Consider the following 13,251-nt stretch of genomic DNA (forward strand, 5'->3'; position numbering starts at 1 on the left):
GAGGCCAGGGTGGCCTCGTTGCGGTCGTCGCGGGTGCCGTACGTGCTGGCCACGGTCGTGCGCGCGCGGCGGCCCACCAGCGCGAAGGCGGGAGACCGCGCGCTGGTGCTGTCCGACGGGACCATCGAGGGGTTCGTCGGCGGGATCTGCGCCACCGACACCGTCCGCGCCCAGGGCCTGCGGCTGCTGCGCACCGGCGACTCCACGCTGCTGCGCATCACGCCGGAGGCCGAGGCGCCGCATGAGGAGGAGGGCCTGGTCGCGGTGGGCCAGCCGTGCCTGTCCGGCGGCACGCTGGAGATCTTCCTGGAGGCCGTGCTGCCGCCCGTACTGGTGCGGGTGCACGGCGACGGGCCCATCGCGCGGGCTCTCGTCACGGTCGGCGCGGCGCTCGGCTACACCGTCGAGTCCGCCGCGGGCCCGACCGCCACCGGCACCGCCGCCCCGCCTGTCGCCGCGGACACCGCCGTCATGCCCATCGCCGCGGACACCGCCGCCCTGCCCATCGCCGCGGACACCGCTGCCGTGCTGGTCGCCTCGCACGGCGTGGGCGAGGAGCCGGTGCTGCGCGAGGCGCTGGAGCGGGGCGTGCCGTACGTCGGGCTGATCGCCAGCCGCAAGCGCGGCGCGGCGGTGCTGGCGCGGGTGGAGGGAGGAGAGCGGGTGCACGTTCCGGCGGGTCTGGACATCGGGGCCAGAACACCCGGCGAGGTGGCGGTCTCCGTGTACGCGGAGGTCATCGCACTTCGCTGAGCGGTGGTATCAGCGCGTGACGGTCCGGGTACGTCATGCAAGGTGCAACGCAGCCCCGGGAAGCTCCCTGCCGCTCCTCGGCGAGCGAAAGGGATGTCCATGCCGACGGAATCGGCCGGTCAAGCACTGACGGACGAGCGCCCCGCCCCGGACCAGGGCCGGTCCCAGCCGGGCAGCCTGGAGCGGGGCATCGACCTCCTCATCGCGCTCAGCGCGGCCTCGCGCCCTGTCACGCTGTCGCAGCTGTGCCGGAGCACCGGCCTGCCCAAGTCGACGGCGCACCGCATCCTGGGCGTGCTGTGCTCGCGGGAGCTGGCGCGGCGGGTGGGCAGCGCGTACCTGCCGGGCGACCTGCTGGAGTCGATGACCGGCATCACGCGCGCCCGCGTCCCCGGCACCCGCACGATCGTGCTCCCCTACCTGCTCCACCTGTACGAGACCACCAGGCAGACGGTCAACCTGGCCGTCCCCTGGGGTCTGGAGGCCCGCTACGTCGAGCGGCTCTACGGTCACGACCGGGTGCGCTCGCGCTCCGACGACTCCGACCGGGCGCCGCTGCACTGCACCGCGACCGGCAAGGCGCTGCTGGCCTACGACCCGCGGCTGCGCAGGGAGGTGCTGGCGCGCGGCTCGTTCGAACGGATGACCCGCCGCACGATCACCACCCTGGCCGGCCTCGAACGCGAGCTGGCCCAGGTCCGCAGGCACGGCGTCGCCTACAGCCAGGAGGAGTTCACCGAGGGCGTGGCCTGCGTGGCCGCGCCGGTCTTCGGTCCCTGCGGGCGGATCCGGATGGCGGTGGGGGTGGCGGCGCCGGCCCACGCGGCGCCGCTGGCCAAGCTGAGCATCTCCGTCCGCGGCGCGGCCCAGGCCATCTCCGCCGCCTTCCTCGGCGGCTGACCTCGTCCCGAAGAGCCGGCTTCGGGGGTGGCCCCGTTCCGATCAGCCGGCTCCCCCTGCCCTTCTCGGCGGCTGACCCCGTTCCGACGAGCTGTCTGCGCCGCCGTCCTCGGCGGGAGAAGCCGTTCCGGTGACCGGAACGGCGGCAGATCTTGAGGCCGGAAGTGTTCCACTGGCCGAAACCCTCGATTGCGGACGCGGGCCCGGGACGATCACATCTGCATATGAACGTCCCCGCCGTTCCGGCCACCGAGGAGGCGTCCGCGACCCGCCGGGTCAGGACCCGGAGAGCCCCGGGCTCGCGGGCGCCGGCCGGATCGCGGGAGGTCACCCGTGCCTAGAGGGCTGCCCAGGGCCACGGTGCTGGAGAGCCTGCGCCTGGCCGCGACGCTCGTGCCGCCAGGATCGGCGCAGATGACCCACGGCCGCGACCCCCTGCGCTGCCGGGCGCTGCTGGCCGCGCTGGAGTCCCGCTACGGCGGCCGGCCCGTGCTGGTGCGCGGGCTGCGCGGGCGGGTCCTGCTCATCATGTCCAAGCGGGACGTGCTGCGGGTGCTGTCGCGCGCGGACCCCGCCTACACCCCCGTGCTGGAGCAGCACGCCTTCGAGCTGCCCACCGACGTGCTGCGCCCGCGCTTCATCGAGATCGCCGCGCAGGAGGCGGCCGAGCTGAGCGGCGGCGTGGTGGACCACGCCCGCCTCGACGCCTGCTGGCGCCGGGTGGCCAGGCGCTGCGTCTACGGCGACGGCGCGGCCAGGGACGAGGAGCTGACCCGGCTGCTGGAGGACCTCACCCGGGCCGGCCGGTGGCGGGCCAGGCGGCGTCAGGAGATTCTGTCCGGCCGCTACGACACCCGCGTCATCGACCACCTGCGCCGCGCCGAGCCCGGCAGCCTGGCCGGGCTGATCGCCGAGACGCCGGAGAACGAGTCACGCGCGCTCATGCAGGCCGCGTACTGGCTGATGGGGCTGGGCTCGACCGCGGCCGGCCTGACGCAGACCCTGGCGCTGCTCGCCGCCCACCCGGCCCATCGCAAGGCCGCCCGCGCCGACCACGACCACCTGCGCGCCTGCCTGCGCGAGGGGCTGCGCCTGTGGCCGCCCGCGCCGGTGCTGTCGCGGGTCACCACGACCGAGACCGACTGGTACGGCACCGCCCTGCCGACGGGCACCACCGTGCTCGTCCCGGTCGCGGCCCACCAGCGCAGCCCGCGCCTGCCGTACGCGAACACGTTCGCGCCCGAGATCTGGCTCGACGGCACCGCCGCCGACGAGTGGTGGGCCATGTCCGGCTGCGACGGGCTGCGCCTGGCGCTCGCCGTCGGCACGGCGTTCCTGGGCGGGATCCTGCGCACCTCCCGCCCCAAGCCGATCGGGCGGCTGCTGTCGCCGCATCGCCCGCTCCCGCATGCGATCGACCTCACCCGGCTGCGCGTCTCGATGCGCCCGCTGCGACGCGACCCTGCTCAGGGCTAGTGGCCAACGGGCGGCCCCTTCCTCCGTTAGAGTCTGGGGTACAAACGGGATGCCGGGCGGCGGAACGGTTCGGGTTGTCACAGGGACGAACCGGCGGGAGGAACGGTTCGGTTTGCGACGGGATGACGACGGCGAGAGGACGGCGACGTTGGGGCGCTCGGGAGGCACTCCTCTGCAGCCGGAAGATCCGCCGGCGATCGGCCCCTATGAGCTGATCAGCCGCCTCGGCTCCGGCGGCATGGGCGTGGTCTACCTCGCCAGGGCGGCCGACGGTCCCCGGGTGGCGCTCAAGGCCATCCGGCGCGACTACACCGCCGACCCCGTCTACCGGGCGCGGTTCCACGAAGAGGTGTCCAACGCGCGCAAGGTGGCCTCGTTCTGCACCGCCCGCGTGCTCGACCACGGCGAGGACCGCAGCGTCCTCTACCTCGTCACCGAGTACATCGACGGCATCTCGCTCGAGGATCACCTCATCGAGCACGGCGCGCTGTCGCCGTCCGTGCTGCACGCCGCCGCCGTGGGCGTGGCCGCCGCGCTGACCGCGATCCACGCGGCCGGGCTCGTGCACCGCGACCTCAAGCCGGCCAACGTGATGCTGACGCTGGCCGGGCCCCGGGTGATCGACTTCGGGCTGGCCCGCTCGACCCACGTCAACTCCCGCCACACCAACGCCGGCATGGTCATGGGCACGCCCGGCTGGATCGCTCCCGAGCAGGTCTTCGAGGGGCGCACCAGCCCCGCGGGCGACGTGTTCGCGTGGGGGTCGCTGATCGCGTACGCGGGGCTGGGCGGGCATCCGTTCGGCGAGGGCGACGCGTACGTGATGGCGGCCAGGGCCCGCCAGGCGCCGCCGGACCTGCGAGGACTGCCCGCGCCGCTGGACCGGCTGGTCGCCGCGGCCATCCACCCCGACCCGGCGCGCCGGCCCGATGCCAAGCAGCTGCTGCTCGAACTGGTGGGCGCCGCCGACGAGCCGGCCGCCCAGCTCGCCGCGACCAAGCATCTGACCAGCGCGTGGAACCCGTCGGAGTTCGGCCCCCTGGCCCCTCCCGACCGCACCGGCCAACTCCCCGGCCCCAACGCCGGCCCTCCACTAGGCCACGCCCCCGGCCCCGCTCCAAGCCACAGCCCCGCCCCGGGCCCCGCCGCCCCCGGTCAGGCTGCCCCCGGTCAAGCCGTCCCCGGTCAAGCCGTCCCCGGCCACGCGGCCCCTGGCCAGGCCCCTCACGGCCACGCGGCGTCAGGCCATGCCGGCCCGAGCCACGGCCCCGGGCCCGGCTCCGGCCAGCCACCGCTGGCCCCCGAGTCACGCCTGCAACAGCCCCCACCGGCCGAACGCACCGGACCGACCTCCGGCCAACCGCCGCTGGCTCCTGAGGTGCGCCTGCAGCAACCTCCACCGGCCGAACGCACCGGACCGACACCGGGCTCCGCACACGGCCCCCACCAACCGCCCCCCGCCGAACGCACCGGACCGACATCCGGATCGCCGCGCATGCCGCACCAGCCACCGCCGGCCGAGCGCAGCGGGCCCACGCCCAGGCCATCGCGGATGCCGCACCAGCCGCCGCTCGCCGAGCGTACGGGGCCGACGCCTAGGATGCCGCGCGGGCCGCAGCAGCCGCCGCCCGCTGAGCGCACCGGGCCCACGGGCGGGGCGTCGCGCGGGCATGTGCCGCTGCACCAGACCGGGCAGGGGCCGCTCCCCCATCAGACGGGGCAGGTACCGCTGCCGCACCACTCGACCACCGGTTCGGGAAGGTTGCCCGGCTATCGGCCCGCCAAGCCGAGGCGGGGGCTGTTCGCGGGCTGTCTGACCGCTCTGGTGATCGCGGTCGTGCTGGTGGTGGTGGTGCTGGCCGTACTGGCGTGGGTGTTCCGTTCCTCTGCCGCCGGTGACGACGGGCCCGTGCAGGACGGCAAGCTGCGCTTCACCGTGACGGGCACCACCTGCCCCAAGCCGGCCAAGGCGGCGGCCAAGCGCACGTGCCGGGTCGGCGTACAGGTCAGGAACGTCGGCCAGGAGGCCACGGTGCTCAACCCCGGCCAGCAGAAACTGATCGACGAGGACGACGCGCAACACGGCGGCACCAAGCTGCTCGACAAGGACGGCAAGGAGATCACGCCGATCCGCATCGAAGCGGGCCAGTCGTTCGCCGGCACCCTGGTCTTCGAACTGCCGAAGGACCTGGCGGCGACGACCCTCGAAGTGCACGACTCGGGCCAGAGCGCCGGGGCCAAGGTCAGCCTGGGCTCGTAACCACCCGGTCCGGAGACGGGGGCCGGGTTAGAAGCCCTGCTTCGGGGAGACCACTCCCTCGAGCGGCGCGCCCGTGCCGAAGCGGCGGACGTTGGCGGTGACGCGTTCGGCCAGGCCGCGCCAGTAGGCGGCGCGCGGGTTCGCGCTGTGCGGGGTGATGAGCACGTTGTCCAGTTCCCACAGCGGATGCCCGTCCGGCAGCGGCTCCGGGTCAGTGACGTCCAGCGCCGCCCCGCCGATCTGGCCCGCGCGCAGCGCCCGTACCAGGTCGTCGGTGACGACGAGGCTGCCTCTGGCGACGTTCACCAGCCACGCGTCCCCGCGCATGAGCTCGAACTCGCCCGCCCCGAACATGCCGGCCGTCTGCGGAGTGGCGGGAGCGGCGACGACGACGTAGTCGGCCTCGGGCAGCACCTCGCGGTAACGGGCGCGCGGCACGACCTTGGCCGCGCCGGGCACCTCGCCGCGGTCGCTGACCGCCACCACCGTGCAGCCGAACGGCTCCAGCAGCCGGATCAGCGACTGGCCGATGCCGCCGCTGCCGATGATCGCGACCGTCGAACGGGCGAGCTCCCTGGAGTCGTTGGGCCCCCAGCTCTTCACCCTGGCCGCCCGGTACAGCCCCTTGGCCGCGGCCAGCATCATGGCCAGCGCGTGCTCGGCGACCTGCGGGCCGTACGAGCCGGTGGCGGCGGTGAAGACGGGGTCGTCGGTGATGACGCCGGCGGTGGTCCAGCGTTCGACGCCCGCGTGCGGCAGCTGCACCCAGGAGATGCCCTCGTGGATCATCGAACGCAGCTCGGCCGGGTCGTCGCTGCCGTAGTAGACGATCGCCTCGGCCTCCTCCAGGGGCACGACGCGCCCGCCTGCGCGGCGTACGGCGTCGATGAGCGCGGGCACGGGCTCGGGCCCGACGTGAACGGCGACGGTCATCGAGGGCGGCCTTCCGGTCGTAACTCATTGATCACGGGTGAGCATATATCGCACCCGATGCCGGGACTTCGCCGCCATGACCGTACGTGATGCGGACGGGTCCGGCCCAGGTGCCCAGGTCCGCCGATCATCAGCACGGCTCCCGGCCCAGGTACTCAGGCGGCCGAGCGCCCGCACGGCCCCCGGCGCGGGTGCTCAGCGGGCCTCGGCGAGGCGGGTGAGGAGGGCGGTGACGCGCTCGCCCGCCGCCTGGGCGCCGCCCGAGGTCAGGGCCGAGCCCATGCCGCAGGCGACGGCGCCGGCCGCGATCCAGTCGGGCGCGTTGTCGATCGTCACGCCGCCGGTGGGGATCGCGGGCGTCTGGGGCAGCGCGGCGCGTACGTCACGCAGCCAGGACGGCGACACGGCGGAGGCGGGGAAGATCTTGACCGCGTCCGCCCCCTCCTCCAGGGCCCGGACGATCTCGCTCGGCGTGGCCACGCCGGGGAACACGGGCACGCCGTAACGGTGGCCCGCGCGGATCACCTCGGGGTGGAGGTTGGGCGAGACCAGGAAGCGCGCCCCCACCTCGACGGCGGCGCGGGCGGCGGCCGCGTCGAGCACGGTGCCGGCCCCGATCAGCGCATCGGGCCGCTGCTCGGTGAGCCGCGCGACGGCGGTGAGCGCGCGGGGCGTGGTGAGCGCCACCTCCACCGCGCGCAGCCCGGCGTCGAGCACCGCCTCGGCGGCGGCGACCGCCTCCTGCGGCCCCGCGCTCCTGACGATCCCGAACACCCGCTGCGCGGTGACGGCCTCGACGATCTCCCAGCGGTACATGACTTCCCTTCGATCGCGCCCCCGTGAAGGCGGCGGCTTGCGGTAACAGTCTCCCCGACCCCGCCGGAGCCGGCGGTCAGCGGGACACCGTCTCGATGCCGGTGGCGGCCGGCGGTACAGGGTCTCGGTGCAGGTGATGGCTAGCGGTACACGGTCTCCCCCGCTTCGGTGAACCCGGCCAGCGCGCGGTCCAGGGCGGCCCGGTCGGGGAGCCCCTCGGTGTCGGTGGCGCACTGCACCACGAGTGCCGCCACGGCCGCCGCCTCGCGCAGGCACACCTCGTACGGCATCCCGCGCAGCAACCCGGACAGGAACCCGGCGGCGAAGGCGTCCCCCGCGCCGACCGGATCGGTGACGGGCACCGGAAACGCCTCCTGCCGCAGCGCGCCGCACGTGGCCAACTTGTCGCGGTGCTTGACCACGACGAGCCCGTCCAGGCCCGCCGGATCCACCTGGAGCAGCTCCAGCTCGTCCTCCCCCGCCAGCACCACGTCGGCCCGGCCGAGCAGCGGTGCGACCCGTTCGCGCCACAGCGCGGGCGGGCCCAGCTTGAGCCGGATGTTCGGGTCGAAGGAGACCAGCGCGCCCGCCTGCCGGGCCAGGTCGAGCAGCCGCAGCGTGGCCTGGTGCGCCGAGCCGGACAGCATGGGCGTGATCCCGGTGACGTGGACGATCCGTGCCTCCCGCACCATGTCGAACGTCAGCTCCTCCGGCTCCAGCCGGGAGGCGGCCGAGCCAGCGCGGTAGTACTGCACGTCGATGGCCCTGGCCGGATGGCTGTCACGCAGCAGCAGCCCGGTCGGCGCGGACGGGTCCGTGACGGCGTGGCGGGTGTCGATGCCCTCGGCGCGCAGCATGGCCAGCACGGACGCGCCGGCCGGATCGGCGCCGACCCGGCCGAGCCAGCGCACCTCGTGGCCGAGCCGGGCCAGGCCGGCGGCCACGTTGGTCTCCGCTCCCGCGACGGAGCGCCGGAACGTGGTGGCGCGTTCCAGCGGGATGCCCGGCTCGGCCAGCATCAGCAGCATCGCCTCACCGCACACCACGACACTCACGCTTCGAGCTCCTCGATCGTCTCTGCTCCACCGGGGGCGGCGAGCCGTACTATCAAATCACCTTTATTGCGACTTATCGGTCACCAGCCCCGCAGGCGGTTCCCTTGACCACGAGCCGCCCCTGAGTGACGCTGAACCAGGAGAACAGTGCGGGGGCATCACTCGTGAGGCGTCCATTCATCACCTTGCTGGCCGCCAACGCCCTGTCCACCACCGGCAACATGCTCTCCATCCTCGCCGTCCCGTGGTTCGTCCTGGACACGACCGGCAGCGCCGCCCTGACCGGGCTGGCCGCGTTCGCGATGACCTTTCCCATCGTCATCTCCGCCGCCTTCGGCGGCACGCTGGTGGACTGGCTCGGGTTCCGGGTCACGAGCGTGCTGTCCGACCTGGTCAGCGGCCTGCTCGTGCTGGCGCTGCCGGTGCTGTTCCTGACCGGCGGCCTGAGTTATCCGCTGCTCCTGGTGCTGCTGTTCCTGCGCTGGACGGCCTCCACTCCCGGGGAGACCGCGCGCAAGGCCATGCTGCCCGACCTCGCGGCGCTGGCCGGTGTGCCGATCGAGCGGGCGACCGCCGCCTACGACGGGGTGTACCGGGGGTCGGCGATGGTGGGCGCGCCGCTGGCGGGGGTGCTGATCCTCTGGCTCGGGCCGAGCCTGCCGCTGTTCGTGGACGGGGTCACGTTCCTGCTGTCCGCGCTGCTGGTGGCGGGCGGGGTGCCGCGGGTGGTCCAGCGCGAACGGGAGCGCGGCGGCTATCTGGACGGCCTGCGGGCGGGGCTGGCGTTCCTGTGGCGGGACCGGCTGCAGCTGAGCGCCACCGCGATGATCGTGGTGGTCAACCTGCTCGACACCGGTGTGACGCAGGTGCTGCTGGCCCTGTACGCGCGCGACGTGGTCGGCGATCCGCGGGCGTTCGGCCTGCTCACGGGGGCGCTGGGTGCCGGCGCGGTGGCGGGGACGGTGGTGTACGGGGCGGTAGGCAGCCGATTACCGATGCGGCTGACGTACGGGCTGTGCTTCCTGGTCGCCGGGGTGCCGCGCGTGCTCGTGCTGGCCCTGGACGCGCCGTTCTTCGTCGCGATGGCGGTCACCGCCCTGTCCGGGTTCGCGGCGGGCGCGATCAACCCCATTCTGGGCATCCTGCAGTACGCCCGGATCCCCGTACGGATGCGGGCACGGGTGATCGGGGCGATGACGGCGGCGGCGTACGCGGGCATGCCGGTGGGCGGCCTGCTGGCCGGGGCGCTGTCCACGCTGACCAGCCTCGGGACCACCCTGCTCGCCTTCACCGTGGTCTACGTGCTGATCTCGGTGCCGCCGTTCGTCCTGCGCACCTGGCGAGAACTGGACAGAGGCCGCCCGGCCGACGCCTGAACGGGCATCCGGCCGGCGCCTGAGGGGTTCAGCCGGCGGCTCTGGCGAGCAGCAGCGGCTCGGTGATCGGGGACTCGTGGGTTCCGGTGACCGTGCAGGCGTGGGCGCCCGCGACCGCGCCGAGGCGGACGCACCGCTCCAGCGGCTCGCCGCGCAGGCTCCCGTACAGGAACCCGGAGACGAACGCGTCGCCGGCGCCGTTGCTGTCGGCCACCGGACCGGGCAGCGGCGCGGCCGGGAAGGCCCGCACCTCGCCCTCGCGGAAGAGCACCTCACCCTCGGGGACGCGCGCCTCGCCCGCGCCGCCGCCGACGAGCACCTCGTCGCGGGTCAGGACGAGGCAGCCGTCGGCTCCGCGCGTGCACACGACCGTGCGGGCGCGCCCGCGCGCGATCAGGTCGCGCATGACGGCGGGCGGGTCGGGCAGGGCCGCGGCCGACAGGAAGACCAGGTCGCAGCCGTAGGCGAAGTCCTTCTGGTAGCCGGCGGCGCCGTCCCAGTCGTGCAGGTCGGTGGAGAGCGGCACGCCGTCGAACTCGGGGATGAGGTGACGGCAGAAGTCCATGATCGACAGGTGCACGTGGCGGGGGCGCACGTCCGCGTACAACTGCCTGGGCATGAGCTCGCCGGGCGTCGCCTTCGCGTCGTAGAACGACGTGCGCCGGCCGTCGGGACCCACGAGCAGGACGCTGCGCCGGGTGCCCGCCTCAGCAGGACCCCAGCGGCAGTCGAGGTCGCGCAGCGCGTGGCGGATCAGCGCGCCCTGCGGGTCGTCGCCGATGAGGTCGGCGAAGGCGACGCCGAGCCCGAGCGCGTGACAGCCGAGCGCGACGCCCGCGCCGGTGTTGCCGATCCGGTCCGTGACCGGCGGCACCTGATAGGTGTCGCGGTACGGGAGCGGCAGCTCGGGCACGTAGACCGTCGTGTCGACCCCGGCCCCGCCGAGGACGAGGACGTCGTGCCCGCTCACCGGTTGACCAGCGGCCCTGAGCCGGTGGAGCCGCGGACGACCAGCTCGGGCTGGAAGATCAGCTCGACGTGTTTGGCGGGGGCGCCGTTGACCTCTTCGAGCAGGGTCTGCACGGCCGCCGACGCCATCGCCCCGATCGGCTTGCGCACGGTCGTCAGCGGCGGATCGGTGAACGCGATCAGCGGCGAGTCGTCGAACCCGACCACGGACACCTCGCCCGGCACCGACAGCCCCTTCTGCCGGCACGCCCGGATCGCGCCCAGCGCCATCAGGTCGCTCGCGCACACGATGCCGGTGCAGCCGCGGTCGAGCAGCTGCGCGGCGGCGGCCTGCCCGCCCTCGACGGAGAACAGCGAGTGGGCGATCAGGTCGTCCGCGTCGCCCGCGCCGAGCAGCTGTGTCATGGCCTGCCGGTAGCCCTCGATCTTCCTGATCACCGGCACGAACCTGGGCGGCCCGAGCGCGATGCCGATCCGCTCGTGGCCGAGGTCGACCAGGTGCTGCACGGCCAGCCGCGCGGACAGGCGGTCGTCGGGCGAGATGAAGGGGGCGTCGATGTGCTCGCTGTAGCCGTCGACCAGCACGATCGGCAGGCCGCGGTCGGTGAGGCGGGTGTAGCGGTCCATCCGCGCGGTGGTGTCGGCGTGCAGCCCGGAGACGAACACGATGCCGCTGACGCCGCGATCGACGAGCAGCTCGGTGAACTCGTCCTCCGGCGCGCCGCCGGGCAGCTGGGTGCAGAGCACCGGCGTGTAGCCGTGCTGGGTCAGCGCCTTCTCGATGGCCTGCGCGAACGCGGGGAAGATCGGGTTGTCCAGCTCGGGCGTGACCAGGCCGACCAGCCCGTTGCTGCGCTGGCGCAGCCGGGGCGGGCGCTCGTAGCCCATCAGATCGAGGGCGGTCATCACCGATTGGCGGGTGGCGGCCGAGACCCCGGGTTTGCCGTTGAGCACCCGGCTGACGGTGGCCTCGCTCACCCCGGCCTGGGCGGCGATGTCGGCGAGACGAGCGTGACCGTTCATGCCCTTACTTTACTTTCCGCCGGGCGGCCGAATCCGCTGCTACAGGGACATCGGAGGCGATCGTGAGCTCTCCTGAGACGTCGTGGCGCGCGCGGGTCCCGGCCTGGTGGATCACCGCATCCGGCTGCCGAGCGACCATCGTCTCCCCTGCGCGCAACGCGTGCCTCCCCCGGACGGTTCCCCATATGAAATCTCTTTCCGCAAATTTACGCAAGCCCTTTCTAACCCGAAATACGGAAATAACGGCGTACGGATGCCCAAAACCCCTGACCGAAACGCCGCCGAATGAGATTCTTTATCTCCAGGGTGGACATGTAGCGTTAAACCGCGATGTACTACCTCTTCAATCAGCCTCGTCCCAGGTGACACGCAAGGTGTGGGCCCATGAGCTCGGTCGTTCTCGACAAAGTGACCAAGGTGTATCCGGGCGGCTACCTGGCAGTCGACCGGCTGAGCCTTCAGGCCGATGACGGCGAGTTCCTCGTCCTCCTCGGCCCCTCAGGATGCGGCAAGTCCACGCTGCTCCGCATGATCGCCGGGCTGGAGGAGATCACCGAAGGCGACCTGTGGCTGGACGGCGAGATGGCCAACCACCTGGCCCCGCGCGACCGTGACGTGGCGATGGTGTTCCAGAACGGCGCGCTCTACCCGCACAGGACCGTACGCGGGAACATCGCCTTTCCCCTGGAGATCGCCAAGTCGGACCCGTCGATGGTGCGCGAGCGCGTCACCGAGCTGTCCAAGGCGCTGCACATCGACGAGACCCTCGACCGCCGTCCCGGCACGCTCTCCGGCGGCCAGCGCCAGCGGGTGGCGATGGGCCGGGCGATCGTGCGCCAGCCGAAGCTCTTCCTCATGGACGAGCCGCTGTCGAACCTGGACGCCGGCATGCGCACCGAGCTGCGGATGGAGATCTCCTCGCTGGTCAGGTCGCTCGGCGTGACCACGATCTACGTCACGCACGACCAGGTGGAGGCGTTGACGCTGGCGGACCGGATCGCGATCCTGAACCGCGGCGTCCTGCAGGACGTCGGCACTCCGGCCCAGATTTACAACGATCCAGCGACGGCCTTCGTGGCGGCCTTCCTCAACTCCCAGCAGTTGAACCTTCTGGCGGCCGGGGTCAGGACACCGCAGAACCAGTACGTCATGCTGGATTTCGGCCCGCACCGGCTCACGTTGCCGTGGAGCGATCCCAGGGCGTACGCGATCTCGCAGCACACCGGCGGGCAGGTCCTGGTCGGGCTCCGGCCGGACGGGCTGGCTCCGGTGCCGGAGTCGTACGAGGGGCCGTCCTTCTACGGGCGGGTGCGGGCGCTGGAGTACCACGGGCACGAGTGGCTGGCGTACCTGGAGTGCGGGATGCCCGCCGTGCCGGTGCCTGAGCCGCCGGACCAGCGCCGGCGCGTCAACGGGGCCAGGAACGGGACGGGCAAGGTGTCGGGCATGATGCGCCGGCTCTTCTCGCCGCGGGTGCCGGAGCCGCAGGACCAGGAGCAGGTGGGCCAGAACACCAACAGCGGCATCCACCGCCGCTCCGACCTGATCGTCCGCCTCGGCAACCGGCCCGTCTGGCGCACCGGCGACGCCGCCAAGGTGGCGGTCGACCTCTCCCGCATCATGATCTTCACCTCGGACGGCACCCGCATCGACCCCCCACGCCGCTAGCCGGGACCGCTTCGCGCCAGGC

General features: G+C 73.2%; 11 protein-coding genes. 6 read left to right on the plus strand and 5 right to left on the minus strand.

Features of this window, described 5'->3' with window-relative positions:
* The first annotated feature begins 9 nt into the window (after positions 1-9).
* The 4 genes from B0I32_RS28445 to B0I32_RS28460 all read left to right on the plus strand — a co-directional run bounded on the left by B0I32_RS28445 (position 10) and on the right by B0I32_RS28460 (position 5,389).
* Positions 10-753 carry an XdhC family protein gene (locus tag B0I32_RS28445; protein ID WP_219912036.1) on the plus strand — a complete coding sequence of 248 codons (744 nt, stop codon included), beginning with the start codon at positions 10-12 and terminating at the stop codon, positions 751-753.
* 99 nt (positions 754-852) lie between these two features.
* Entirely contained in the window at positions 853-1,653 is an 801-nt protein-coding gene (locus B0I32_RS28450) for an IclR family transcriptional regulator (protein ID WP_181307874.1), read from the plus strand.
* Between the two features lie 333 nt (positions 1,654-1,986).
* Positions 1,987-3,129, plus strand: a complete 1,143-nt coding sequence (locus B0I32_RS28455) for a cytochrome P450 (RefSeq protein ID WP_146178345.1) — start codon at positions 1,987-1,989, stop codon at positions 3,127-3,129.
* 148 nt (positions 3,130-3,277) lie between these two features.
* On the plus strand, positions 3,278-5,389 hold the full coding sequence (locus B0I32_RS28460; protein ID WP_181307876.1) for a serine/threonine-protein kinase: 2,112 nt from the start codon (positions 3,278-3,280) through the stop codon (positions 5,387-5,389).
* Between the two features lie 27 nt (positions 5,390-5,416).
* On the opposite strand, the gene B0I32_RS28465 is transcribed toward B0I32_RS28460, so the two are convergent.
* The 3 genes from B0I32_RS28465 to B0I32_RS28475 form a co-directional block, all read right to left on the minus strand.
* On the minus strand, positions 5,417-6,322 hold the full coding sequence (locus B0I32_RS28465) for a D-isomer specific 2-hydroxyacid dehydrogenase family protein (RefSeq protein WP_106245013.1): 906 nt from the start codon (positions 6,320-6,322) through the stop codon (positions 5,417-5,419).
* Positions 6,323-6,517: 195 nt separating this feature from the next.
* On the minus strand, positions 6,518-7,138 hold the full coding sequence (locus tag B0I32_RS28470) for a bifunctional 4-hydroxy-2-oxoglutarate aldolase/2-dehydro-3-deoxy-phosphogluconate aldolase (RefSeq protein ID WP_106245015.1): 621 nt from the start codon (positions 7,136-7,138) through the stop codon (positions 6,518-6,520).
* A 140-nt stretch (positions 7,139-7,278) separates the two neighbouring features.
* The gene (locus B0I32_RS28475; protein WP_106245016.1) at positions 7,279-8,193 is read right to left on the minus strand and encodes a sugar kinase; all 915 of its coding nucleotides are present in this window, start codon (positions 8,191-8,193) and stop codon (positions 7,279-7,281) included.
* A gap of 164 nt (positions 8,194-8,357) precedes the next feature.
* On the opposite strand from B0I32_RS28475, the gene B0I32_RS28480 reads away from it, so the two are divergent.
* A complete protein-coding gene (locus B0I32_RS28480) occupies positions 8,358-9,569 on the plus strand; it encodes an MFS transporter (protein WP_181307878.1) in 1,212 nt (403 codons plus the stop codon).
* A gap of 28 nt (positions 9,570-9,597) precedes the next feature.
* On the opposite strand, the gene B0I32_RS28485 is transcribed toward B0I32_RS28480, so the two are convergent.
* Both B0I32_RS28485 and B0I32_RS28490 read right to left on the minus strand, forming a co-directional pair.
* Positions 9,598-10,539 carry a carbohydrate kinase family protein gene (locus tag B0I32_RS28485; RefSeq protein WP_106245019.1) on the minus strand — a complete coding sequence of 314 codons (942 nt, stop codon included), beginning with the start codon at positions 10,537-10,539 and terminating at the stop codon, positions 9,598-9,600.
* Positions 10,536-11,561: a LacI family DNA-binding transcriptional regulator gene (locus B0I32_RS28490; protein WP_106245021.1), complete on the minus strand. Its 1,026-nt coding sequence runs from the start codon at positions 11,559-11,561 to the stop codon at positions 10,536-10,538. Before B0I32_RS28490 ends, B0I32_RS28485 begins: the two co-directional genes overlap by 4 nt.
* Positions 11,562-11,945: 384 nt before the next feature.
* Between B0I32_RS28490 and B0I32_RS28495 the strand changes: the two genes are divergently transcribed.
* Positions 11,946-13,229 carry an ABC transporter ATP-binding protein gene (locus B0I32_RS28495; protein ID WP_106245022.1) on the plus strand — a complete coding sequence of 428 codons (1,284 nt, stop codon included), beginning with the start codon at positions 11,946-11,948 and terminating at the stop codon, positions 13,227-13,229.
* The last annotated feature ends 22 nt before the right edge of the window (positions 13,230-13,251 follow it).

The sequence above is a fragment of the Nonomuraea fuscirosea genome, assembly GCF_003001935.1.
Taxonomy (GTDB): domain Bacteria; phylum Actinomycetota; class Actinomycetes; order Streptosporangiales; family Streptosporangiaceae; genus Nonomuraea; species Nonomuraea fuscirosea.